Raw genomic sequence first — 20,891 nt, 5'->3', positions numbered from 1 at the left:
ACCTGTGGACACCACCGCAGGCCGCCCTGAGATGCGACGGCCCGGACCGCTCCGAGCTGCAAGACTTGCGGTCATGAGCTTCCGTACGTCAAGCCCCTTTCCTCCGCTGATCCTCGACGACGTCCGAGGAGCGCAGAAGATGCTCTCCGGGGTCGCCAGGACGACCGGGATGGAGGGCAGCCGCCACCTCAGCTCCCTCGTCGGTGCGCCGGTCCACCTCAAGTGCGAGAACCTCCAGCGCACCGGGTCGTTCAAACTGCGTGGCGCGTACGTGCGGATCTCCGGCCTCAGCCCCGTCGAACGGGCGGCCGGAGTCGTGGCCGCGAGTGCCGGAAACCATGCGCAAGGTGTCGCACTCGCCTCTTCGCTGCTCGGCGTACGCTCCACGGTCTTCATGCCCGTCGGAGCGCCCCTGCCGAAGGTCGCCGCGACCCGGGAGTACGGGGCGGAGGTCCGGCTGCACGGGCACGTGGTGGACGAGACGCTGGCAGCCGCCCAGGAGTACGCCGAGGAGACCGGCGCCGTCTTCATCCACCCCTTCGACCACCCGGACATCATCGCGGGGCAGGGCACCGTGGGCCTGGAGATCCTCGAACAGTGCCCGGAGGTCCGCACGATCGTCGTCGGTATCGGCGGGGGCGGTCTCGCCGCGGGCATCGCGGTCGCGGTGAAGGCGCTGCGCCCCGACGTCCGGATCGTCGGCGTCCAGGCGGCGGGCGCGGCCGCCTATCCGCCCTCGCTGTCCGCAGGGCGTCCGGTGACGCTCGACCCGGTGCAGACCATGGCCGACGGGATCAAGGTGGGACGGCCCGGTGACCTCACGTTCCCGCTGGTCCGGGAGCTGGTGGACGAGGTCCGTACGGTCTCCGAGGACGAGCTGTCCAGCGCGCTGCTGCTGTGTCTGGAGCGGGCGAAGATGGTCGTCGAGCCGGCCGGGGCGAGCCCGGTCGCGGCGCTGCTGAGCGATCCGAAGGCATTCCGGGGGCCCGTCGTCGCCGTGCTGTCGGGCGGCAACGTGGACCCGCTGCTGATGCAGCGCATCCTGACGCACGGCATGGTCGCGGCGGGCCGCTACCTGAGCCTGCGGCTGCGGCTCACCGACCGGCCGGGAGCACTGGCCGCGCTGCTCGCCACGCTGACCGTCGCCGACGCCAACGTGCTCGACATCAGCCACGTACGGACCGACCCCCGGCTCGGACTCACCGAGGCGGAAGTGGAACTCCACCTGGAGACCAAGGGCCCGGAGCACTGCGAGGAGGTCACCGCGGCGCTGCGGGAGGCCGGTTACCTGGTGAGGGCCTGAGGACCGGGATCCCCGCGGTAAACCAGTTGTCGATCACGATGTATCGCGTTACCTTGCATCGCCGAACATCCCGGTGTTCACGGTCCCAGGGGGCCGGGAACCCTACGATCCGTTCAGGAATCCACGCGAAAGCAACTGGGGGAATCCCGTATGCCAGGCGCCATCTATGCCGAAGGTCTGGTGAAGACCTTCGGTGATGTACGAGCACTGGGGGGCGTCGATCTCGACGTACCCGAAGGCACCGTCCTCGGCCTGCTGGGGCCCAACGGCGCCGGCAAGACGACAGCCGTACGCGTCCTGACCACCCTGCTGCAGCCGGACAGCGGACGGGTTGTCGTGGCGGGCATCGACGTCCTGAAGGACCCCGACGCGGTCCGCCGCTCGATCGGCCTCTCCGGGCAGTTCGCGGCCGTCGACGAATACCTCACGGGCCGTGAGAACCTCCAGATGGTCGGGCAGCTCTACCAGATGAGCGCGAGGGACGCGAAGAAGCGGGCCGGGGAGCTCCTGGAGAAGTTCAACCTCGCCGACGCGGCCGACCGCACCACGAAGACGTACTCCGGAGGCATGCGCCGCCGCCTCGACCTGGCGGCGGCACTCGTCGTCTCCCCGCCGGTGATGTTCATGGACGAGCCCACCACCGGGCTCGACCCGCGCAACCGGCAGCAGCTGTGGGAGGTCATCGAGGAGCTCGTCGCGGGCGGCACGACACTGCTGCTGACCACGCAGTACCTGGAGGAGGCCGACCACCTCGCCCACGACATCTGCGTCATCGACCACGGCAAGGTCATCGCGCGCGGCACCTCCGACCAGCTCAAGGCCCGCACCGGTGGCGAGCGCATCGAGGTCGTCGTCCACCGGCCCGACCAGATCGCGCCCGCCCGCTCGGTGCTCGCCACCTACGGCAAGGGGGAGATCTCCGTCGCCGAACACACCCGCAAGCTGACCGTCCCGGTCACCGGCGGAGCCAAGCTGCTCGCCGAGGTGATCCGCGACCTGGACACCCACGGCGTGGAGATCGACGACATCGGCTTGCGCCGGCCCACCCTCGACGACGTCTTCATCTCGCTCACCGGCCATGCCGCCGAGCTGGAGAAGAACGGCGAGAACGCGACGACCGAGGCAGCACAGCGCCGGAAGGAGGGCGGGCAGTGAGCGCCGTCACGGACAGGCCGAACCGGGCACCACTGCAATCCCGCGGGGCGCTCAGCCGCTCGGTGGCCGACTCGCTGGTCATCGCCCGGCGAAACCTCATCCGCATGAGCCGGATTCCGGAGATGGTTCTCTTCGGGCTCATCCAGCCGGTCATGTTCGTCGTGCTGTTCAGCTACGTCTTCGGCGGGTCACTCGTCGTCGGCGGCTCCACCGACGCCGCCGGGTACCGCGAGTTCCTCATGGCGGGCATCTTCGCCCAGACGGTCACCTTCGCCACGGCCGGCGCGGGCGCCGGGATCGCCGACGACATGCACAAGGGACTCATCGACCGCTTCCGGTCGCTGCCCATGGCGCGCGGCGCGGTGCTCACCGGCCGCACGCTGGCCGACCTCGTGCAGACCACGCTCACCGTCGTCGTGCTCACGATCGTCGCCCTGCTCGTCGGCTGGCGCATCCACGAAGGCGTCCCGAAGGCTCTGGGGGCCTTCGCCCTGCTGCTCCTCCTCGGGTACGCCTTCTCCTGGATCGGCGCACTGATCGGCCTGTCCGTACGCACCCCGGAAGCGGCCACCTCGGGCGGTCTCATCTGGCTGTTCCCGGTCACGTTCGTCTCGAACGCCTTCGTGCCCACCGAGAACATGGCGGGCTGGCTCCAGCCGGTCGCCGAGTGGAACCCGTTCAGCGCGACCGTCCAGGCGTGCCGCGAGCTGTTCGGCAACCCCGGCGTCTCCCCGTCCGACGCCTGGCCCATGCAGCATCCTGTCTGGGCCTCGCTGATCTGGTCCGTCGTCATCATCGCGGTCTTCCGCACGCTGGCCGTCCGCAAGTACCGCCAGGCGGCCGCCTGACGGCCGGGCCGGCATGGGCCGAGTCCCCTGCCGGGGCGACCCGGCAGGGGACTCGGCCTCGTTCGCCCCGTCCGTCACCCGGAACCGAGGGCGGCTCCGCCGTGGAGGCGGTGGCAGCCGGGCAGAAGCCGTACCGCCTCGAAACCGCGTGGAAACGGGGGACAGCGCCGGCCCGGCGAAGTACGCTGAACCCGGCCCAGAAGTCGTGTAGTTCGCAGACGAGGTCCGATCGGTGCCGACAAGGCGCCCGGCAGTCGCTCTTTTCCGGATTCGGGGGAACCGGGGGAAGCGCCTCCGGTGCCTGGCCGATCACTCTCGGAAGGAGCTGCATGGAACTCGCGGGTTGGGTGGCAGTCGCCACAGGGGCGGTCGCGGGAGGGGTCACTTTCCTGGGGTTCCTCCTGGACCAGATCGCGGCACTGTCCAAGAAGGTGATCCCGGCCATCCGTTCCGTGCGTGCTGTGCGCGACGAGATCAAGCGCGGCGACAGCAGGTGAACACCGGCCGCGCCTCGCGCCCCGGCGCCTGGCGCGGCCCGGCCGCTTCTTCCGTACGCACCGGCGCCCCGGGGTCCCTTCCGGTGGATCGGGGTAACGGCCGGTGTGCCCTCCCGCCCCGCCGCCGAGGACCGCCGTGAGCCGTCCGGCGACCGGGAGCGGACCTCGTCCTCGGGCCGGTCCCGTAACCGGCCCGGGCGGTCACATCGCCGCAGCCGGCCCCTAGGCGGTCAGTTGTTCACGCGCGCTGTGACCGACCGCCGGCCCGACGCCGTGTTCGGGTCGGCTGATCTCCGCCCACACCGCGTCGAGGGAGAGGTCGAGAGTGTCGGCGATCGCCGCGATGGTCGGGAAGGCGGGGGTGGCCACGCGGCCCGACTCGATCTTCCTGAGTGTCTCCGGCGAGACGCGGGCGTCGAGCGCGATCTCGAGCATCGAGCGTTCTCCCCGGGCCCGGCGCAGGAGGGCGCCGAGACGTTGACCGCGTGCGACTTCTGCGGGAGTGAGCGGCAGCCTGACCATGGCCCCGATTCTATACCGGTATAGTTTGGCCGGTATAGTTATTGGCTGCATGGGAAGAGCGTCGCATGATCGAGATCCTGAACCACATCCGGCTGGCCCGAGCGAAGGACTCAGGCGCCCTGGTCGCGGACATCCTGCACACGCTGAAGAGCCGCACCACGGTCGGCACGAACCTGCTCGACATCGACCGGTGGGCCGAGAAGATGATCGCCGAGGCGGGAGCGCAGTCCTGCTACGTCGACTACGCACCCTCTTTCGGACGCGGCCCGTTCGGGCACTACATCTGCACGGCCGTCAACGACGCCGTGCTCCACGGGCTGCCCCACGACTACGCGCTCGCCGACGGAGACCTGCTGACGCTCGACCTCGCCGTCTCCAAGGGCGGGGTCGCCGCGGACGCCGCCATCAGCTTCATCGTCGGCGGCACCAGGCCCCCGGAGAGCGTCGCGATGATCGAAACGACCGAACGCGCGCTGGCCGCGGGGATCGCCGCCGCCGGGCCCGGGGCTCGCATCGGTGACCTCTCCCATGCCATCGGCACCGTCCTCAGCGGGGCGGGCTACCCGGTCAACACGGAGTTCGGAGGTCATGGCATCGGATCGACGATGCACCAGGACCCGCATGTCGCGAACACCGGCCGGCCCGGCCGTGGGTACAAACTGCGCCCCGGGCTGCTGCTCGCCCTGGAGCCGTGGGTCATGGCGGACACCGCGCGACTCGTCACGGATGCCGACGGGTGGACGCTCCGCAGCGCGACGGGCTGCCGGACGGCACACAGCGAGCACACGATCGCGATCACCGAGTCCGGAGCCGAGATCCTGACGTCGCCCAACTGATCATTTCGGCACGGGCCGGCTCGCGGGCCCGGGAGCCGGGCGGCGGAGTTCTGCGGTAGCCGGATCGCGGCCCCGGCCGCCGGGATCCGGGCCGAGACCCGCCACGGCCCACGCAGGCCCGTAGTGCGTAGGCACCAGGACGCTGTGCGGCTGGTCCGGTCGCACCAGGGCAGGAGGGTCGCGGGGGACGATGCCCGGCGGGACGCCGGAGGGAAGTGTGGGAGGCGCGTGAATCCCACGTGTTTCCCCTGCCCCCGTGGCGTCTGGAGTGGCCGACAGGTGATGAAAAGAACACGCACACCCGAAGTGGTGGTTCCCCCGGCCCGCATCGGGAGGCCGGCGATCGGTGCCCTCGGCATCCTGGCACTCGCCCTCGGCACCCTGCAGTCAGTGGTGGAGCCCGCGCTCCCGCTGCTGCAACGTGAGCTGCGGATCAGTCCTTCCGAGGGGGCGTTGATCGGCAACGCGTTACTCGTCACCGGCGCGGTCGTCACACCCGTCGTGGGCAAGCTCGGTGACCGCCACGGCGGGAAGCGGGTGCTGGTCCGGCTGATGGCCGTGGTCTCGGCCGGTGGCCTGCTGGCCGGCCTGGCGCCGAATCTGCCGGTGCTGTTGCTCGGCCAGGTACTGCAGGGCGCCATGGTGGGGGCGCTGCCCCTCTCCTTCATCCTGGTGCGCAAACATCTCCCGGCAGGAGAGTCACAGGTCGCGATCGGGCTGGTCGTCGCACTGTTCACGGGCGGCAGCATGATGGGGATGCTGTTCGCCGGACCGATCGCGGAGGGACTGTCCTGGCAGTGGATGTTCGCGCTGCCGACGATCGCGGTCATCGCGACGACGGCGGTCGTGATCCGGCTGATGCCGCATGATCCGCCGGTCCGGCCGGACGACAGGGTCGACTGGCCCGGCGTGGTCCTGTTGAGCGGCACGTTGCTCGCGTTCATGCTCGGGCTCGTGACGGTGGCGGGCGGCGGCCTGCCGCCGCTCGCGGTCGGTGCCGTCGCGGTGGCCGTGGCCGCCCTCGCGACCGGATGGGTCGCCGTCGAGCGCCGGGCGGTCTCGCCGATGGTCGACCTGCGCATGCTGGCCAAGCCTGCGATGTGGCATGCGTGCGTGCTCACGTTGGTCATGACCGCCAGTTCCGGGATGGTGGTCTTCCTGCTCCCGCAGTTGTTCGGGATGCCGGCCGACGGGTACGGCTTCGGATCCAGCACCACCGCCATCGGACTGTTCCTGCTGCCCGGCGCCGTCGCCGGGGCGGTGAGCGATTCGGTCGGCGGGATCGCCGCGCGGCGTTTCGGTCCGCGTGCCGTGGTCATCGCGGGCACCGGTGTCACGGTGGTCACGCTGTTCGCCCTGTCGTCGTCGCACACCGCGGAATGGCAGCTCGTCCTCGCGAAGGTGCTGACCGCGTTCGCCGCGGGCATCGGGACCACGGCGCTGCTGGCCGGCACCGCCACCGCCATCGACACCAAGGACATCGGCATCGCCACCGGCCTGCTCGTGGTGACTCGCGTGATCGGTGTCGCCCTGGGCGCCCAGGGCGCCGGCGCGATCCTCGACGCCGGGACGGAGCCGATGACGGGCCGGCCGGCCGAATCGGCCTTCGTCACCGGGTTCGTCGTCGCCGGTCTCGTCGCCGCCGTGTCACTGCTGGTCGTCCGTGTCACGAAGAAGGAGGCCCAGGCATGACACCCACCGGTCTGTCGAAGAACGTGAGTACCGCCGCGAAGCGCAAGGTCCTGATCTCCGGGGCCGGTATCTCCGGACCCGTGCTGGCGTACTGGCTGCACCGGTCCGGGTTCGCGGTCACAGTGGTGGAGAAGGCGGGCGCACCGCGCGGCGGTGGTTACCCGATCGACGTCCGCGGTACCGCGACGGAGGTGGTCCGGCGGATGGGGATACTGCCGCGACTGCGGGACGCGCACATCGACTCGCGTCGCTGCACCTTCCTCGACGCCGATGGCGGCACGGTGGCCTCGGTCACCCCGCGCGCCGTCGCCGGCGGTGCCGAGGGCCGGGATCTCGAGGTGCGTCGTGGGGATCTGGCCGACTTCCTCCACGCGAGGGTCCGCGACGACGTGGAATTCCTGTTCGACGACTCCATCGAGACCCTCGACCAGTCCGCACGAGAGGCCGACGTCACTTTTCACAGTGGGCGACGGCGCACGTTCGACCTGGTGGTCGGTGCCGACGGCATGCACTCGCACACCCGGGAGGCTCTGTTCGGCCCTGAAGAGCAGTTCCACCGCTACCTCGGCTACTGCTTCGCCGTGTTCACCATGCCGAACACCTTCGGGCTCACCCGCGAGCTCGTGCTGTGGAACACCCCGGGGAAAGCCGCGGCCCTCTACGCCGTCGGGGACGGCGACGAACTGCACGCCTTCCTGAACTTCCACCGGCCGGAGCCCCCGTTCGACGGCCCCCGGCACCCCGACGCCCAGCGGGACCTGGTGGCCACGGCCTTCGCAGGCGCGGGGTGGGAGGTCCCCGGCATGGTCGACGCCATGCGCGACGCGGATGACCTGTTCATCGACACAGCCGGCCAGATCCGCATGCCGCACTGGTCCAAGGGCCGCGTCGCGCTCGTCGGCGACGCCGCGTACGCACCCTCGTTCCTCACCGGGCAGGGCTCGAGCCTCGCCCTCGTCGGTGCCTACATGCTCGCCGGCGCCCTCGCCACGCACCGGGACCACACTGCGGCTTTCGCCGCCTACGAACGCGACGTCCGCGCGTTCGTGGACGTGAACCAGGCGCTGGTCGACAAGGGCGCGGCCACGCTCTTCCCTACCACGGCGCGGGCCCTGGAGCAGCGCAACACCATGCTGCGTGACCTCGTCACCACGCCCTCCGTGACAGCGCGACCGGCTCACTCGGCCCTCACGCTGCCCGAGTGGGGCCGGATGCCGTGACCGGGTGACCCAGCGGCACGGGCCGGGCGACCCCGGCCCCGGATCCCCACCGCCCGCCGTGGTCCGGTCCCGGGGCCGCCGAAAGGGGCCCGGGAGCGGACTACGGCCGGCGCTCGGCGCCGTCGTCGGGAGTGGCCCGGGCCAGTCCCGTCCGGTAGGCGATGACGACGAGCTGGGCCCGGTCACGGGCTTCGAGCTTCGTCATGGCGCGCTGTACGTGGGCGCGGACGGTGAAAGGGCTGAGGAACATCCGCTCGGCGATCTCCTGGTTGGACAGACCGGTCGCGACCAGGGCCACCATCTCCCGTTCGCGCGGGGTGAGCACGGCGAGCTGTTCGGGGCGGTGCGGTGGGGCGGTGTCCGGTGTGGCCAGGAAACGGGCGACCAGGGAGCGGGTCGCGGCGGGGGACAGAAGGGTCTCGCCGTCGGCGACGACACGCACGGCGTCCAGGAGGTCCTCGGCCCCGACGCCTTTGCCGATGAAGCCGCCGGCCCCCGCGCGCAGCGCCTGGGCGACGTACTCGTCGGTCTCGTACGTGGTGAGGATCAGGATGCGGCTGGCACGTAGCTCCGGGTCCGCGCAGATTTCCGACGTGGCGGTGAGACCGTCCACCCCGGGCATGCGGATGTCCATGACCACCACGTCCGGGCGCAGCTCCCGGGTGAGCCTCACAGCCTCTCCGCCGTCGGCGGCCTCGCCGACCACGGTGATGTCGTCGGCGGTGTCGAGAAGTATCCGGAAGGCGCCGCGCAGCAGGGCCTGATCGTCGGCGAGGAGCACGCGCAGTGTCACGGCGCATCCCCGGCTCCCGCGCCGTCCGTACGCTTTTCACCCGTCGTCGCGCCGGTCCCCCGCCCCTCGACGGCCGCTGTTCCGTCAGCCCTGCGCGTCGTGGTGCCGGAGGACGGGAGGGGTAACCGGGCGGAGACGACGAAGCCGCCCTCCCGGCGGCTGCCCGCCGAGAAGTGCCCCCCGACCGCGGTGGCGCGTTCACGCATCCCGATCAGGCCGTAACCGGGCGGGCGGTCCGGGGCCGTGGACGCACCCGGCCCCGAGGACGCGGCCGGCACCGTGCCGGCGGCTCCTCCGCCGTCGGTGACGGTGACGGTCACGTGATCGCGGCCCCAGGCGAGGTGGACCCGGGCGCTCCCGGTAACGGCGTGCTTGGTCACGTTGGTCAGGGCCTCCTGGACGATGCGGTAGGCGGTGAGGTCCACTCCCGGCGCCAGCGGCCCGGCCGTGCCCTCCTGGTGCACCGACACCTCCAGACCCGCGCGGCTGAAGGACTCCAGGAGCTCGGGGAGCCGGGACAGCCCGGGCGCCGGCTCGGCGGGCGCGGCGGGGTCCCCGGACTGACGCAGCAGACCGACCGTGGCCCGCAGTTCGTCGAGCGCGTCGCCGGTGGTCCCGACGAGCTCCCGCAGGCTCTTGCGGGTCTGCTCCGGGCGGATGTCGAAGAGGTGGGCGGCGACCGTGGCCTGCGCGTTGGCCAGGGTGATCTGATGGGCCACGAGGTCGTGCAGTTCCCGGGCGATGCGCACCCGTTCCTCGGCCACCCTCCGGCGCGCCTCGCTGTCCCGGCTCTCCTCGGCCCGCCTGGCCCGCTCCTCCACGGCCGCCAGGTAGGCCCGCCGGTTCCGCACCGAGTGACCGAGCACTCCGGCGATCAGCGGGGACACCGCGACCGCCCCCATCCTGCTCGCGTCCTGCCACGAGAGGCCCCCGGACAAGGGGGTGGAAGCGACCAGCAGCGCCGCGGAAGTGAGCGACACCGCGCTCGCCGCACGCCGTTCGGTGCGCGCGGTGAGCACGTGGGAGTAGGCGGTGATCACAGCGGGGGCCACGATGAGCGGGGTCAGCAGGAGACCCAGCAGCGGTACCAGCAGGCCGCACGCGGTCGTGGCCGCCAGGGCGGCCAGGGGCGCCCGGTGCCGCACCGGCAGCACGGCACAGGACACCACGGCGACGAAGCAGGCCGAGGTGGAGGGAAGCGACAGCGTGTCGTCGACCTGCACCGCGCCGCCGAGCAGACAGAACGCGAACCCCGTCGCCGTGAGCGCTCCCTCCCGCCCCCACGTGCCGCCCGGCCGCGGACCGCCACCACCCGGTTCCGTCACGGCGGGCTCAGTCCCCCCAGCCGGCGGGGAGCCGGCGTACCGCTGGTCCCGGCTCGGTCACGAAGACCGGGCCATGCCAGATCAGGGCCTCACCCTCGACATCCGCATTCGGCAGCACACGGTTCAGGATACGGGGCGACGGCCACCGTGCCCGGGGCCGAGCAGCGCCGGAACCGCGGGCCCGGCCGCCCCGCGGAGGCGACGCGACCGCCCCGTCGGGGCACGCGCGGGCGTGGGCGGAGCCGGCACGGGGCGTGCTCCGGGGTGACCCGGAGGTCCGGCTCACGAGCCACGAAGCGGGCAGGAGCCTGACCGGAGCGACGAGGCCCCCGCGCGACGACGGAGCCCCGGCCGCGCGTGCGGCCGGGGCTCTCTCTGCGTGTGGTGGGGGATCAGCCCTGGTACGGCTTCGCCGAGACGATCCTCACCGTGGCCTTCTTGCCGTTCGGCAGCTCGTACTCCGCGTCGTCTCCCACCCGCTTGCCGTTCACGCCCGTGCCGAGCGGGGACTGGGGGGAGTACGTCTCGATGTCGGTGCTCGCGTACTCACGGGAGGCGAGCAGGAAGGTCACCGTGTCGTCCGGGTCGCCGTCGAAGGCGATGGTCACGACCATGCCGGGCTCGACCACGCCGTCGTCGGCGGGCGCCTCGCCGACCTTCGCGTGCTCCAGGAGCTGGGTCAGCTGACGGACCCGGAGCTCCATCTTGCCCTGCTCCTCCTTGGCCGCGTGGTACCCGCCGTTCTCGCGGAGGTCACCCTCCTCGCGGGCCGCCGCGATCTTGACGGAGATCTCCGTGCGCGCGGGACCAGACAGGTACTCCAGCTCCGCCTTCAGCTGGTTGTACGCCTCCGGCGTGAGCCAGGTGACGTTATCGCTGGTCTGGGTCACAGGGTGCTCCTCGTCGGTGCTGGGAATACAAAGCAACGCCCTGCCCCAAGCATGCGCTGCCACGGGCGGGCGAAACAACGAGCCTAACAATTCCGCGCGAAAAGGGGGAGAAGGTAAAACATCACACGCGCATCCGTGCGGGCCGGCGCGGGAACGTGGGCCCCGGGCCGGCGCGCGCCCTCCGGTGCGGTCAGCCGTCGGCGGCGCAGCCCTTGAGCTCCACCGCCGTCGCCCTGGAGGTGGTGCGCAGGGAGACGACCTCGTCGATCCGTTCGGTGCGCCCGTCGAACCGGAAGTCCGCCCGGCCGACCTCACCGCCGTCCTCGCTCAGGGCACGGAGCGTGCAGTGCCCGTCGGTGTCCCGCTCCTTGCGGACCTCGAGGTGCGCCTCGGCGCGGCCGTCCGAGACGATCTTCGACTTGATGACTTCGGCGCTGACGTCCTGGCCGGCCACGTAGTCGTAACCGAACCAGCCGATCATGGCGAGGAAGGCCACACCCAGCACCGAACCGGTGATCTTCAGCGTGCGGTCCGCGCGCTGATCCGGCGACCGGCCGTAGCGCCCCTCGGGCAAGGCCTCGCGCACCGCTGCCATGATCGTTCCTCCCGTGACGGAGATCGAGGAATTTTCCACCCCCCGGTTCGGTCACTATAGAAGCCGACCACTGCGACCGAGCACCGAGGACCGAGTCTTGACCGAGCAGCTGCGACTGATGGCCGTTCACGCCCACCCCGACGACGAGTCGAGCAAGGGCGCGGCCACCATGGCCAAGTACGTGTCCGAGGGGGTGGACGTCCTGGTCGTCACCTGCACAGGGGGTGAGCGGGGGTCCATCCTCAATCCCAAACTCCAGGGGGACGCGTACATCGAGGCGAACATCCACGAGGTGCGCAGGAAGGAGATGGACGAGGCCCGGGAGATCCTGGGCGTCAAGCAGGAGTGGCTCGGCTTCGTCGACTCGGGTCTGCCCGAGGGGGACCCGCTGCCTCCGCTGCCCGAGGGCTGCTTCGCGCTGGAGGACGACGAGACGGCGGCGGGGCGCCTCGTCGCGAAGATCCGCGCCTTCAGGCCGCAGGTGATCACCACCTACGACGAGAACGGCGGGTACCCGCACCCCGACCACATCAAGACCCACACGATCTCGATGATCGCGTTCGACGGCGCCGCGGACACCGGGAGGTTCCCCGAGGCGGAGTTCGGCCCGGCCTGGCAGCCGCAGAAGATCTACTACAACCAGGGCTTCAACAAGCCGCGCACGGTCGCCCTGCACGAGGCGCTGCTCGCCCGCGGGCTGGAGTCCCCGTACGGCGACTGGCTGGAGCGCTGGAAGGAGTTCGAGCGCGCCGAACGCACCCTGACCACGCACATCCCGTGCGACGAGTTCTTCGAGATCCGTGACAAGGCGCTGATCGCGCACGCGACACAGATCGATCCGGACGGCGGCTGGTTCCGGGTCCCGATGGAGATCCAGCGGGAGGTCTGGCCGACCGAGGAGTACGAGCTGGCCAAGTCCCTGGTCGCTACTTCCCTCCCCGAGAGCGACCTCTTCGCGGGCATCCGCGACAATGCCTGATATGTACGCGACCCAGGCACTGACGCAGTTCGTTCCACTCGCCGCCGAAGAGCTCGACAAGAACAAGGTGACCCCCGGTGTCCTCGGCTTCCTCGTCTTCGCGGCGCTCGCCGTCGGGGTGTGGCTGCTGATGAAGTCGATGAACCGCCACATGGGCAAGGTCGACTTCGAGGAGGCCCCCGACCCGGCGGCGGAGCCCGCGGGCACCGATGGCCGGGCCGGCTCCGGCGCGGGAACGAAGGCGTCCGCTTCGGGCAAGGGCTGACCCGGCGGGGCCGCCCCGCGCCTCTCGAGGACGGGGACGGCCCGGACCGTGTCGCTCAGGCGCGCCGACGCGCGTCGTCGAGGTAGCGCAGCACGGCCGCGACCCGGCGGTCCGTGCGGTCGGCGGGTGCCAGGCCCAGCTTGGCGAAGATGCTGCGGATGTGCTTGTGGACGGCACCGTCCGTCACGACGAGGCGTTCGGCGATCGCCGCGTTGCCCAGGCCCTCCGCCATCAGGGCCAGGACGTCGCGTTCGCGCGGGCTGAGCCGGTCCAGGTGGGCGTCGGGGCGGGTGCGGGCGAAGAGCTGCGCGACCACCTCGGGGTCGATGGCGGTACCACCGTCCGCGACCCGCCGCAGGGCGGTCAGGAACTCCTCGACCCGGCCGACCCGCTCCTTGAGCAGATAGCCGAGCCGGGCGCTGCCGTCGGCGAGCAGTTCGGTGGCGAAGGCCTGCTCGACGTAGGCGGAGAGCACCAGGACCGCCAGGCCGGGCCGGCGCCTCCGTGCCTCGACGGCCGCCCTGATCCCCTCGTCGGTGTGCGTCGGGGGCATCCTGACGTCGACGATCGCGACGTCGGGCCGGTGCTCGTCCACCGCTTCGAGGAAGGCGTCCGGGGTGCCCGCGGTCGCCACCACGTCGAGCCCCTCCGCGCGCAGCAGCAGTGCGAGCCCCTCGCGCAGCAGCGGATCGTCCTCCGCGATCACCATCCGCACGGCAGTCCCGCCTCCAGTGTCGTGGGCCCGCCCGGAGGGCTGGCCACGGTGAGTGTGCCGTCGAGCGCCTCCACCCGCTTGCGGATGCCGGCGAGGCCGGATCCGCCGTGTTCGTCCGCTCCGCCACGGCCGTCGTCGGTGACCCGGAGCCACAGCCGGCCGTCGCGGTGGCGGACCGTGACGGCGGCGTGCTCCGCCCGGCTGTGCCTGGCGATGTTGGTGAGCGCCTCGGCCACCACGAAGTAGGCGGTCGCCTCGACGGACGCCGCGTAACGCCCGTCCGTCCCGGCATCGACCCGGCAGGGCACCGGGCAACTGCTCGCCAGGCCCGAGAGGGCGTCGTCGAGGCTCCGGTCGGCCAGGACCGGCGGCAGGATGCCGCGTACCACCGCGCGCAGTTCGGCGAGGGCCTGCTCGGCGGCTCCCTGTGCCTGTTCGAGCAGTGCGTCGGCGGCGTCGGCGTCGCGGGAGACCGCCCTGCGGGACGCGCCGAGCAGCACGGTGACGGCGACCAGACGGTTCTGGGTGCCGTCGTGCAGGGCCCGTTCGATCCGCCGCAGCTCGGTGGCGTGCGCGTCCAGGGCGGCGGCACGGGTCGCGGTGAGCTGGGCGACGCGCGTGACGAGGTCGGTGCCGGGCGGAGGGGCGAGCAGCCGCCGCCCCGGCCACGCCTGGAGCCACGCCATGCCGGGTGCGACGCCCAGGGTGACGGCGCACCACCCGATCCCCAGCAGGCTGACGGCGAAAGCACCCGGCCAGTCGTGCACGGTCCACAGGCTGATGGACGGGGTGGCCTCCGGGGGCGGTACGAACCGCCACCACAGCGGGAAGGTGGCGTCGGTCGCCGAGGTGAAGGGCAGCGTCAGCGCGACCAGGCCCAGCGCCGTCCCGAGGGTGGCGTGCGAGGCCACCCAGCGCACCTCGCGGCGGGTGGCCGGATCGGCGAAGGCCTGGCGCAACCGGGCCGGCGCGGACCCCGGCCCGATCACCTCGGGGCCCCACCGGGTCAGCCGCACGCGTTCGCGGTCGGCGACGGCGCGCAGCCCCCGCAGGGTGACGGGCACCAGGAGCAGGCCGATCCCGAGGAGGCAGGCGGCCGCGGTGAGCATCAGCCACAGCAGCATGATCAGGGCGAGGACCGCCGTACCGATGCCGCCGACGAGGTGCTCGAAGGCGTCCAGCGCCACCCGGGTGCGTGCGAAGACGTCCCAGGGGCGGACCGGTGCCGGGCCGGTCGCCGGTGACGCGTCGTGCGTGGCCATCCGTACCTCCTGTGCCGCGCCACTATGGCATCCCTCACCGGCCACGCGGTGAGCGGGGGAGGACGGGTACAGCCTGCTGTACCCGGGGTTTCCATCTGGCCGGATCGTTGCCGCCCCGCCGCGTCCGTAGCGTCTTGTCCGTGCCCGACTCCCCTTCGGAAAAGGACGATACGATGGCTGACCCCTACGGCGGTCCCACGGCCCCCGAGCCGCGGACGGGGAGCGCCGGCCGCCCCGCGCACGGGCCCGTGCGCCCCGTGCTGTGGCTGCTGCTCGTGCTCTGCGCCGTCTGCAACGCGGTCACCTCGGCGATGGACGGGGCCGCCGTGGCGGTGTCCCTCGGTTTCGGTCTGGCCACGCTGGCCTGCGGCGTCGGACTGTACGTCCACCACCGCCGGGCGAGGAGCGTCCCGGCCGGTGTGCCGGGTACGCCGGGCCAGGCCTTCCGGGAAGAGGGCTCCCGGTGACCACGCAGTCGTATCCCGGCACCGCTCCGCCCCCGGCGCACGGCCTGCCGGACCCGCGCGGCGGCTGGCGTGGCAGCATGCGCCGCTCCCCTCTGACCTGGTTCTTCTCGCTCGCCTTCCTGCTGAGCTGGGTGGCCTGGACGCCGTACATCCTGTCCGGGAACGGCCAGGGCGTCTGGGACTTCACCTTCCCCGGGGGAGCGGCCGGAAGCCAGCTGCTGGGGGTCCTCCCGGGGGCCTACCTCGGTCCGGTCCTGTCGGCGTTCGCCGTCACCGCCGTCGCCGACGGACGCCCCGGACTCCGCGCCTGGGTGGGCCGGATGACCGACTGGCGGGTCAGCTGGCGCTGGTGGGCCGCCGTCATCGTCTCCGTGCCCCTCGTGCTCGTCGTCACGCTGTACGGGCTGGGCGGTCAGAGCCCCGTCATGCCGAGCGCGACGGTACTGGCCGCGTACCTGCCCGGCCTGCTCCTGCAGATGGCCACCACCGGTGTCGCGGAGGAGCCCGGCTGGCGCGACTTCGCGATGCCCCGCCTGCAGAACGCGTACGGACCGGTCGTCGGCACGCTGATACTCGGCCCGCTGTGGGGCTTCTGGCACCTGCCGCTCTTCCTCACCGACTGGGGCGGTACGGACCTCCTCTGGTACACCCCGGTCGAGTTCGTGGCGACCACGATCGCCTTCAGCTTCGTCATGACGTGGGTCTTCAACCACACACGGCAGAGCCTGCTGCTCGCCATGCTGCTGCACACCAGCGTCAACAACTTCTTCTCCGTCGCCTACTCCGACGTCTTCCCGTCGCTGAGCGACTCCTACGCGGCGCACGCCTTCCTGGTCAGCTCCGCAGTCGTGGCGGCCGTCCTGCTCGTCGCCACCCGTGGCCGGCTCGGCCTGCCGAAGGCCCCCGCCGCGCACACCGAGCTGTCCCGGACCGCCTGACCGGCCAGCACACACAACGGGCGACTCCGGTAGAGCACAGCGGAGTCGCCCGTACGGCGTGTGCGGCGGACCGTCACGGCCGTACTCCCCTCGCGACCCCCGTCACCTCGCGGGCGTGCCGGGACGACGTCAGGCCGAGACGCCGGGCCTGCCGGCCGTCGTCCGGGTCCACCCGGCGGTTCAGGACCACCCGGAAGGCCTCCGCGCAGTCCTCCAGCCCGGAGTCCCGCAGCGGGCGGGCGGCCTCAGCAGGTCCGCGAGCTCCCGCTGGGCCACCGCCGCGCCCACCTCGCCGCCGCCCGGTGAGGCGTGCGGCAGCAGCGCGCACCGCAGGAACGCCGCCCGGTCACCGCCGAGGGCATCACCGTACGAGGCGAACAGCGTGAGCGCCTCGCCGCAGACTTCCAGGGCCTGCGCCACCACGGACGCGCCCTCCTTCTTGGAGGGGCGGACGGAGGCGGTCAGCACGCGCTGCTGGCCGGGGAACGGGCGGATGCCCCGTACCTCCGGGGCCGTCAGCCGTGCCAGCCGCGGCTGCCCGGGGCCGCCGCGCTGGTTCCGCCGCCCTCCCCTGCGACGTGCGGCGGGCCCGTGCGAGGCGGGCCCCCCGCGCCACCGTGGCCGTCGTCCCCGCGCCGGCCACGGCCGCGACCAGCGCGAGGCCGGTGGCGGTGCCGAGCGCCAGGTCCGCGCCGAAGGCCGCCGCTGCGGCAACTGCCGTGACCAGCAACGGGATTACGGGCGACGCCCTGCTGAAACCGCGCCGAGAGCGGCTGCCGGCCGGCTCCGGCGGCGTCCAACGCCCTGGCTCAGGCGTCGTGTTCATCGCCCGTGCCTGCCGCCGTGGTGCCGAGCGCGCCCCGGGCGCGCGCCAGCAGTCTGTCTGAGTCCGTCCGGCCTCCCGTTCGCCGTGCCCCTTCCTCCACGGCACGTACCAACAGCCGTTCGGCTTCCGCCCGGTGGCTGTCCCGCAGCCCCATGGATCCCCTTCCCTCCCGGCCCGGCCGGGCCACGGCCGGAGCCGCTGTGCGGACCGTCCAGCGCCCTTGGTCCGGAGCCCCGGCGACAGGGAGTCTGCGAGACTGCCCGCCGACAGGACGTACGGACGCGGGAGCACCGGACCATGACCGATCGGGATGACGCGGGGCGGACGCGCGGGGACGGTACCCCTGGCCGGCACCGGTCGACCGGTGCCGGGGACGAGCGGACCGACGCGCTGCTGACGGCCGCGATACGCGACTACGGCGACGCGGGGGCGACCGCCGAGCTCTACCGCCGGCACGCGCCCGCGGTGCTGACGTATGCCCGGACCTGCTGCCGTGATCCGCACACCGCGGAGGACCTCACCTCGGAGGCGTTCGCCCGCACGGTGCAGGCGGTGCGTGACGGCAAGGGGCCGGTCGACGGATGGCGGCCCTATCTGCTGGCCGTCGTGCGCCACACCGCCGCCGACTGGGCCGACCGCTCGCGGCGGGTCGATCTGGCTCCCGGGTTCGGCGCCTGGCTCGACGCCGCCGCACAGCGCGAGCGGGCCGGTCCGGTGAACGGTGAGGAGCACGTGGTCCGCGAGGAGGAGGGCAGCACCGTGGCGGAGGCCTTCCGGTCGCTGCCCGAGCGGTGGCGTGCCGTCCTGTGGCACGCGGTGGTGGAGGAGGAACCCGCGGCGGAGGTGGGGGTCCTGCTGGGTCTCACGTCCAGTGGAGTGGCCTCGCTGACCGCCCGCGCCAGGGAAGGACTCAAGGAGGCCTACCTCGCGGTCCACGCGGGTCAGGGGACCGCCGACGAGGAGTGCCGTCGGTACAGCGGCCGGCTGGCGGCCGCTGTACGACGGTCCCGTCCGCGACAGGACACCCACCTGGACCGGCATCTGGAGCGGTGCGGCCGGTGCCGGAGGGCGGCCCGGGAGCTGACCGATCTCAACCAGCGGCTGCGCACGGTGCTCCCCGTGGCGGTGCTGCTGTTCGGCGGCCCCGCCTATCTGGAGGCCCGCGCGGCGGCGGCCGGTGTGACGGCGGGCGCGTCGGGGTCCGGGGCGGGGGGCGCCGGGCAGGCCGCGGTCGGCGGGGCGGCGGGCTCGGCCGGGGTGAAGGCCGTGGTGCTGGCCGTGGGAGCTGCGGCGCTGCTGCTCGGCGGGTGGGTGCTGTGGCCCGGCGAGGGGGATTCCGGGGGGAGCCCAGGGGCCGGGGCGGGCCGTGCGGGGCCGTCCATGAGCTCCCGGGACGTGTCGGAGCCCACGGATTCCCCGGCGCCCTCGGAGTCAGTGGAGTCCACGGCGCGCCCAGGACTGACCGTGACTCCGGCCTCCGGCTCCTCCGCCGGGCCCTCCACGTCCGCGACGGCTCCCCTGCCCCTTGCCGGGGCCCCCGCCGTGGGCGGGCCCAGTACGCTGCGGTTCGTCTCGACCGAGAGCTGCATGGGGATCGGCGGGGGCGCCGGGGCCCGGCCCGTGGAGGCCGCCTGCGGCGGCGGTGCGTCACAGCGGTGGGTGCTGCTGGAGCCGTACGGGGGCGACCGCGGGAGGGCCCAGGTGCGCAACGAGGCCAGCGGGATGTGCCTCACGCGTTCGGGATCCGCGGAGGATCACGCCCCCGTGGACCAGCGGGTCTGCGACGCCGCACAGGAGAACCAGCTCTGGAACCTGTGGAGGGACGACGCGAAGGGTGAGGTCGCCCTGCGGACCACCGACGGGTCCCGGTACCTGGGCCTCGTCGAGTGGCCCCGCGCGGACAAGGGCCAGGAGCACGGGACGGCGGTCGGGACCACGCGCTACTACTACGGATCGGACTCCATGAGGTTCCTCTACGAGCCCGCCCTGTTCGGAGAGTAAAGGAATGGCAAAGTCGCGGGATGAGGTTTGAGCGGGGCCCTCTTCTCCTTCGGAAGCACTTCCGAAGGAGAAGGACCTCATGAAGACATCCGCTCTTGGCCGCATCACCCTGGCCGCCGGCATCGCCGCGCTCACCGCCGGTGTCGTCCCCGCCACGGCGTACGCGGACGACGCCACGGTCGAGAGGAAGACCCTCCCGGTCCTCGTGGAGTTCACCGACAGTGCCTTCGAGCACCCGGACCAGGTGAAGGCGGGCACGCCGGAGAGCTACTTCGGCACGGGTGACACCTCGCTCGCCCAGTACCTCTCGGACGCGTCGCGAGGCCGGTACAAGCTGGTCCCCGCCGTCGAGGAGAAGGTCATCGGCCCGATCAAGCTGCCGATGAGCGCGGCCGGCTGCAAGCACGGGGACATCAGGGCCAGGACCACGGAGGCGCTGGCCGCGCGGGGCCTGGTGCAGGGCGAGGACTACGACAGCCTGGCCATGACCTTCCCGGCGCAGGCGACCAAGTGCCCCTGGGCCGGCCTCGCCACCATGCCCGGCCCCATCACCTGGTTCAACCTCTACGGCACCGGCAGCGCGCTGTACGTGCTCGGGCACGAGTTCGGGCACAACCTGGGCTTCGGGCACCAGGGCCGCACGACGTGCACCGACGGCGACCTGGTCAACTGCAAGGACAACGGCGCGAGCGCCAAGTCACTGCTGGGCAACGGCAACGAGTCGACCGGCTTCTCGGCGCCCGAGCACATCCGCGCCGGCTGGCTGAACGACAGCGAGGCGCCCAAGATCACCGAATCGGGCACCTACACGCTGCGGTCGCTGCACGGGGAGGGCGGCGGTGTCCGCGCCCTGGACATCCCGATGGGCGAGGACCGCCTCGTCGTCGAGTACCGCCACGAAGCGGGCCGTTTCGACACGGACCTGGAGGGTGTGCACGCCTACCGGGTGCCCAAGGACTCCTACGGCTCGGCCTCGCTCATCGACATGACCGAGGCGAACAAGACCAGCGAGAACGACGCCCCGGCCGACGCCGACGCCATCACGTCCCTCACCGATGAGGCGGGCAAGGTCTCCGTCGCGGTGATGAGCTCCGGGGACGGCCGGGCCACGGTCCAGGTCGCGCTCGACGGCGACGAGCTGACCGACGCGCCCGCCGAGGAGGAGACCGCGAAGCCGGACCCCGAGCACACGGGGACGGACACCGTCGAGCACGACACGGTCAAGGACACCGGTGCCGGTGACAGCGCGGGCAGCGACGCCGAGACGCAGAGCGACGGCTCGAAGCCGGCCGCCGAGGCCGGGGGCTCCTCGGAGGACCTCGCCGCCACCGGCGGCAGCTCCGCCACCCTCCCGGTGGCCGTGGGCGGTGCCGCTCTGGTGGCCGCCGGCACGGCCGCCCTGGTCGTGATGCGACGCCGCAAGCGCGCCTGACCCGACCGTCTCCCACGTCCCGTCCGGCTGTTCTCCTCGCGGCACCCGGACGGGACTTGGGGGCATGCGCAGGAATTCGGGCATGACCGACCGTGAAGTCTTCCCGTGATCTCGGGAACGGTGCCGTTGTGCCGCGAGGGACTGGTCCTGCCGGTAGCGCAGGCGGGTCTCGTGGGCGTGAGGCAACCCCAGTGGATGTGCTTGCGCAGGCGGTGTCCGTTGTGGAAGGTCTCGCCGAAGCCGAAGCCGAAGCCGAAGCCGAAGCCGAAGCCGAAGCCGAAGCCGAAGCCGAAGCCGAAGCCGAAGCCGAAGCCGAAGCCGAAGCCGAAG

20 protein-coding genes and 1 pseudogene are annotated in these 20,891 nt (G+C 72.3%); 13 read left to right on the top strand and 8 right to left on the bottom strand.

Features of this window, described 5'->3' with window-relative positions:
* The first annotated feature begins 73 nt into the window (after positions 1 to 73).
* The 4 genes from ilvA to ACF1FZ_RS00860 all read left to right on the top strand — a co-directional run bounded on the left by ilvA (position 74) and on the right by ACF1FZ_RS00860 (position 3,803).
* Positions 74 to 1,303 (top strand): threonine ammonia-lyase, encoded by a 1,230-nt coding sequence (gene ilvA / locus ACF1FZ_RS00875; protein ID WP_391771239.1) that lies wholly within the window; start codon positions 74 to 76, stop codon positions 1,301 to 1,303.
* A gap of 150 nt (positions 1,304 to 1,453) precedes the next feature.
* Entirely contained in the window at positions 1,454 to 2,458 is a 1,005-nt protein-coding gene (locus ACF1FZ_RS00870; RefSeq protein WP_391771238.1) for an ATP-binding cassette domain-containing protein, read from the top strand.
* Positions 2,455 to 3,306 (top strand): ABC transporter permease, encoded by an 852-nt coding sequence (locus ACF1FZ_RS00865; protein WP_391771237.1) that lies wholly within the window; start codon positions 2,455 to 2,457, stop codon positions 3,304 to 3,306. The genes ACF1FZ_RS00870 and ACF1FZ_RS00865 overlap by 4 nt, the downstream gene beginning before the upstream one ends.
* Positions 3,307 to 3,635: 329 nt before the next feature.
* Positions 3,636 to 3,803, top strand: coding sequence for a hypothetical protein (locus ACF1FZ_RS00860; protein ID WP_391771236.1), 168 nt, complete (start codon positions 3,636 to 3,638; stop codon positions 3,801 to 3,803).
* 222 nt (positions 3,804 to 4,025) lie between these two features.
* Here ACF1FZ_RS00860 and ACF1FZ_RS00855 read toward each other — a convergent pair whose 3' ends face one another.
* Positions 4,026 to 4,325, bottom strand: a complete 300-nt coding sequence (locus ACF1FZ_RS00855) for a helix-turn-helix domain-containing protein (RefSeq protein WP_391771235.1) — start codon at positions 4,323 to 4,325, stop codon at positions 4,026 to 4,028.
* Positions 4,326 to 4,390: 65 nt separating this feature from the next.
* Between ACF1FZ_RS00855 and map the strand changes: the two genes are divergently transcribed.
* The 3 genes from map (at position 4,391) to ACF1FZ_RS00840 (ending at position 8,073) form a co-directional block, all read left to right on the top strand.
* The gene (gene map / locus ACF1FZ_RS00850; RefSeq protein ID WP_391771234.1) at positions 4,391 to 5,161 is read left to right on the top strand and encodes a type I methionyl aminopeptidase; all 771 of its coding nucleotides are present in this window, start codon (positions 4,391 to 4,393) and stop codon (positions 5,159 to 5,161) included.
* A 282-nt stretch (positions 5,162 to 5,443) separates the two neighbouring features.
* A complete protein-coding gene (locus ACF1FZ_RS00845; protein WP_391771784.1) occupies positions 5,444 to 6,853 on the top strand; it encodes an MFS transporter in 1,410 nt (469 codons plus the stop codon).
* Complete coding sequence (locus tag ACF1FZ_RS00840) at positions 6,850 to 8,073, top strand: FAD-dependent monooxygenase (RefSeq protein WP_391771233.1); 1,224 nt, start codon at positions 6,850 to 6,852, stop codon at positions 8,071 to 8,073. Before ACF1FZ_RS00845 ends, ACF1FZ_RS00840 begins: the two co-directional genes overlap by 4 nt.
* Before the next feature lie 100 nt (positions 8,074 to 8,173).
* Here ACF1FZ_RS00840 and ACF1FZ_RS00835 read toward each other — a convergent pair whose 3' ends face one another.
* From ACF1FZ_RS00835 to ACF1FZ_RS00820, 4 genes are all read right to left on the bottom strand, one after another.
* Positions 8,174 to 8,866, bottom strand: a complete 693-nt coding sequence (locus tag ACF1FZ_RS00835; RefSeq protein WP_391771232.1) for a response regulator — start codon at positions 8,864 to 8,866, stop codon at positions 8,174 to 8,176.
* Positions 8,863 to 10,191: a sensor histidine kinase gene (locus tag ACF1FZ_RS00830; RefSeq protein ID WP_391771231.1), complete on the bottom strand. Its 1,329-nt coding sequence runs from the start codon at positions 10,189 to 10,191 to the stop codon at positions 8,863 to 8,865. The genes ACF1FZ_RS00835 and ACF1FZ_RS00830 overlap by 4 nt, the downstream gene beginning before the upstream one ends.
* A gap of 392 nt (positions 10,192 to 10,583) precedes the next feature.
* Positions 10,584 to 11,081, bottom strand: coding sequence for a transcription elongation factor GreA (gene greA, locus ACF1FZ_RS00825; protein ID WP_383115543.1), 498 nt, complete (start codon positions 11,079 to 11,081; stop codon positions 10,584 to 10,586).
* A gap of 190 nt (positions 11,082 to 11,271) precedes the next feature.
* Positions 11,272 to 11,676, bottom strand: coding sequence for a DUF4307 domain-containing protein (locus ACF1FZ_RS00820; RefSeq protein WP_391771230.1), 405 nt, complete (start codon positions 11,674 to 11,676; stop codon positions 11,272 to 11,274).
* Positions 11,677 to 11,773: 97 nt separating this feature from the next.
* On the opposite strand from ACF1FZ_RS00820, the gene mca reads away from it, so the two are divergent.
* The gene (gene mca / locus ACF1FZ_RS00815; RefSeq protein ID WP_391771229.1) at positions 11,774 to 12,655 is read left to right on the top strand and encodes a mycothiol conjugate amidase Mca; all 882 of its coding nucleotides are present in this window, start codon (positions 11,774 to 11,776) and stop codon (positions 12,653 to 12,655) included.
* A gap of 1 nt (position 12,656) precedes the next feature.
* Complete coding sequence (locus ACF1FZ_RS00810; RefSeq protein WP_391771228.1) at positions 12,657 to 12,920, top strand: hypothetical protein; 264 nt, start codon at positions 12,657 to 12,659, stop codon at positions 12,918 to 12,920.
* Positions 12,921 to 12,975: 55 nt separating this feature from the next.
* Here the strand turns inward: ACF1FZ_RS00810 and ACF1FZ_RS00805 are convergent, their stop codons facing one another.
* Positions 12,976 to 13,635 (bottom strand): response regulator transcription factor, encoded by a 660-nt coding sequence (locus ACF1FZ_RS00805; protein WP_391771227.1) that lies wholly within the window; start codon positions 13,633 to 13,635, stop codon positions 12,976 to 12,978.
* Positions 13,623 to 14,897 (bottom strand): sensor histidine kinase, encoded by a 1,275-nt coding sequence (locus ACF1FZ_RS00800; RefSeq protein ID WP_391771226.1) that lies wholly within the window; start codon positions 14,895 to 14,897, stop codon positions 13,623 to 13,625. Before ACF1FZ_RS00800 ends, ACF1FZ_RS00805 begins: the two co-directional genes overlap by 13 nt.
* A 173-nt stretch (positions 14,898 to 15,070) precedes the next feature.
* Here ACF1FZ_RS00800 and ACF1FZ_RS00795 point away from each other — a divergent pair, with 173 nt between their 5' ends.
* Positions 15,071 to 15,364 carry a hypothetical protein gene (locus ACF1FZ_RS00795; RefSeq protein WP_391771225.1) on the top strand — a complete coding sequence of 98 codons (294 nt, stop codon included), beginning with the start codon at positions 15,071 to 15,073 and terminating at the stop codon, positions 15,362 to 15,364.
* Positions 15,361 to 16,302 carry a CPBP family intramembrane glutamic endopeptidase gene (locus ACF1FZ_RS00790; RefSeq protein WP_391771224.1) on the top strand — a complete coding sequence of 314 codons (942 nt, stop codon included), beginning with the start codon at positions 15,361 to 15,363 and terminating at the stop codon, positions 16,300 to 16,302. The genes ACF1FZ_RS00795 and ACF1FZ_RS00790 overlap by 4 nt, the downstream gene beginning before the upstream one ends.
* Positions 16,303 to 16,713: 411 nt before the next feature.
* Here the strand turns inward: ACF1FZ_RS00790 and ACF1FZ_RS00785 are convergent.
* A pseudogene (locus tag ACF1FZ_RS00785) lies at positions 16,714 to 17,276 on the bottom strand (hypothetical protein); the annotation flags it as partial.
* A 149-nt stretch (positions 17,277 to 17,425) separates the two neighbouring features.
* Between ACF1FZ_RS00785 and ACF1FZ_RS00780 the strand changes: the two are divergent.
* Both ACF1FZ_RS00780 and ACF1FZ_RS00775 read left to right on the top strand, forming a co-directional pair.
* On the top strand, positions 17,426 to 19,129 hold the full coding sequence (locus ACF1FZ_RS00780) for a sigma-70 family RNA polymerase sigma factor (protein WP_391771223.1): 1,704 nt from the start codon (positions 17,426 to 17,428) through the stop codon (positions 19,127 to 19,129).
* 79 nt (positions 19,130 to 19,208) lie between these two features.
* On the top strand, positions 19,209 to 20,561 hold the full coding sequence (locus ACF1FZ_RS00775) for an LAETG motif-containing sortase-dependent surface protein (protein WP_391771222.1): 1,353 nt from the start codon (positions 19,209 to 19,211) through the stop codon (positions 20,559 to 20,561).
* The last annotated feature ends 330 nt before the right edge of the window (positions 20,562 to 20,891 follow it).

The sequence above is a fragment of the Streptomyces sp. NPDC014623 genome (genome assembly GCF_043088245.1).
GTDB lineage: Bacteria > Actinomycetota > Actinomycetes > Streptomycetales > Streptomycetaceae > Streptomyces.
This window is presented reverse-complemented; position numbering and strand designations above follow the sequence as displayed.

Bases quoted from the DNA above. Each gene is read 5' to 3' on its own strand.
- ACF1FZ_RS00855 (WP_391771235.1), bottom strand. From the start codon at position 4,325: ATGGTCAGGCTGCCGCTCACTCCCGCAGAAGTCGCACGCGGTCAACGT.
- ACF1FZ_RS00870 (WP_391771238.1), top strand. From the start codon at position 1,454: ATGCCAGGCGCCATCTATGCCGAAGGTCTGGTGAAGACCTTCGGTGAT.
- ACF1FZ_RS00795 (WP_391771225.1), top strand. From the start codon at position 15,071: ATGGCTGACCCCTACGGCGGTCCCACGGCCCCCGAGCCGCGGACGGGG.
- ilvA (WP_391771239.1), top strand. From the start codon at position 74: ATGAGCTTCCGTACGTCAAGCCCCTTTCCTCCGCTGATCCTCGACGAC.
- ACF1FZ_RS00775 (WP_391771222.1), top strand. From the start codon at position 19,209: ATGAAGACATCCGCTCTTGGCCGCATCACCCTGGCCGCCGGCATCGCC.
- ACF1FZ_RS00820 (WP_391771230.1), bottom strand. From the start codon at position 11,676: ATGGCAGCGGTGCGCGAGGCCTTGCCCGAGGGGCGCTACGGCCGGTCG.
- ACF1FZ_RS00840 (WP_391771233.1), top strand. From the start codon at position 6,850: ATGACACCCACCGGTCTGTCGAAGAACGTGAGTACCGCCGCGAAGCGC.
- ACF1FZ_RS00860 (WP_391771236.1), top strand. From the start codon at position 3,636: ATGGAACTCGCGGGTTGGGTGGCAGTCGCCACAGGGGCGGTCGCGGGA.
- ACF1FZ_RS00800 (WP_391771226.1), bottom strand. From the start codon at position 14,897: ATGGCCACGCACGACGCGTCACCGGCGACCGGCCCGGCACCGGTCCGC.
- ACF1FZ_RS00810 (WP_391771228.1), top strand. From the start codon at position 12,657: ATGTACGCGACCCAGGCACTGACGCAGTTCGTTCCACTCGCCGCCGAA.
- map (WP_391771234.1), top strand. From the start codon at position 4,391: ATGATCGAGATCCTGAACCACATCCGGCTGGCCCGAGCGAAGGACTCA.
- ACF1FZ_RS00780 (WP_391771223.1), top strand. From the start codon at position 17,426: ATGACCGATCGGGATGACGCGGGGCGGACGCGCGGGGACGGTACCCCT.
- ACF1FZ_RS00845 (WP_391771784.1), top strand. From the start codon at position 5,444: ATGAAAAGAACACGCACACCCGAAGTGGTGGTTCCCCCGGCCCGCATC.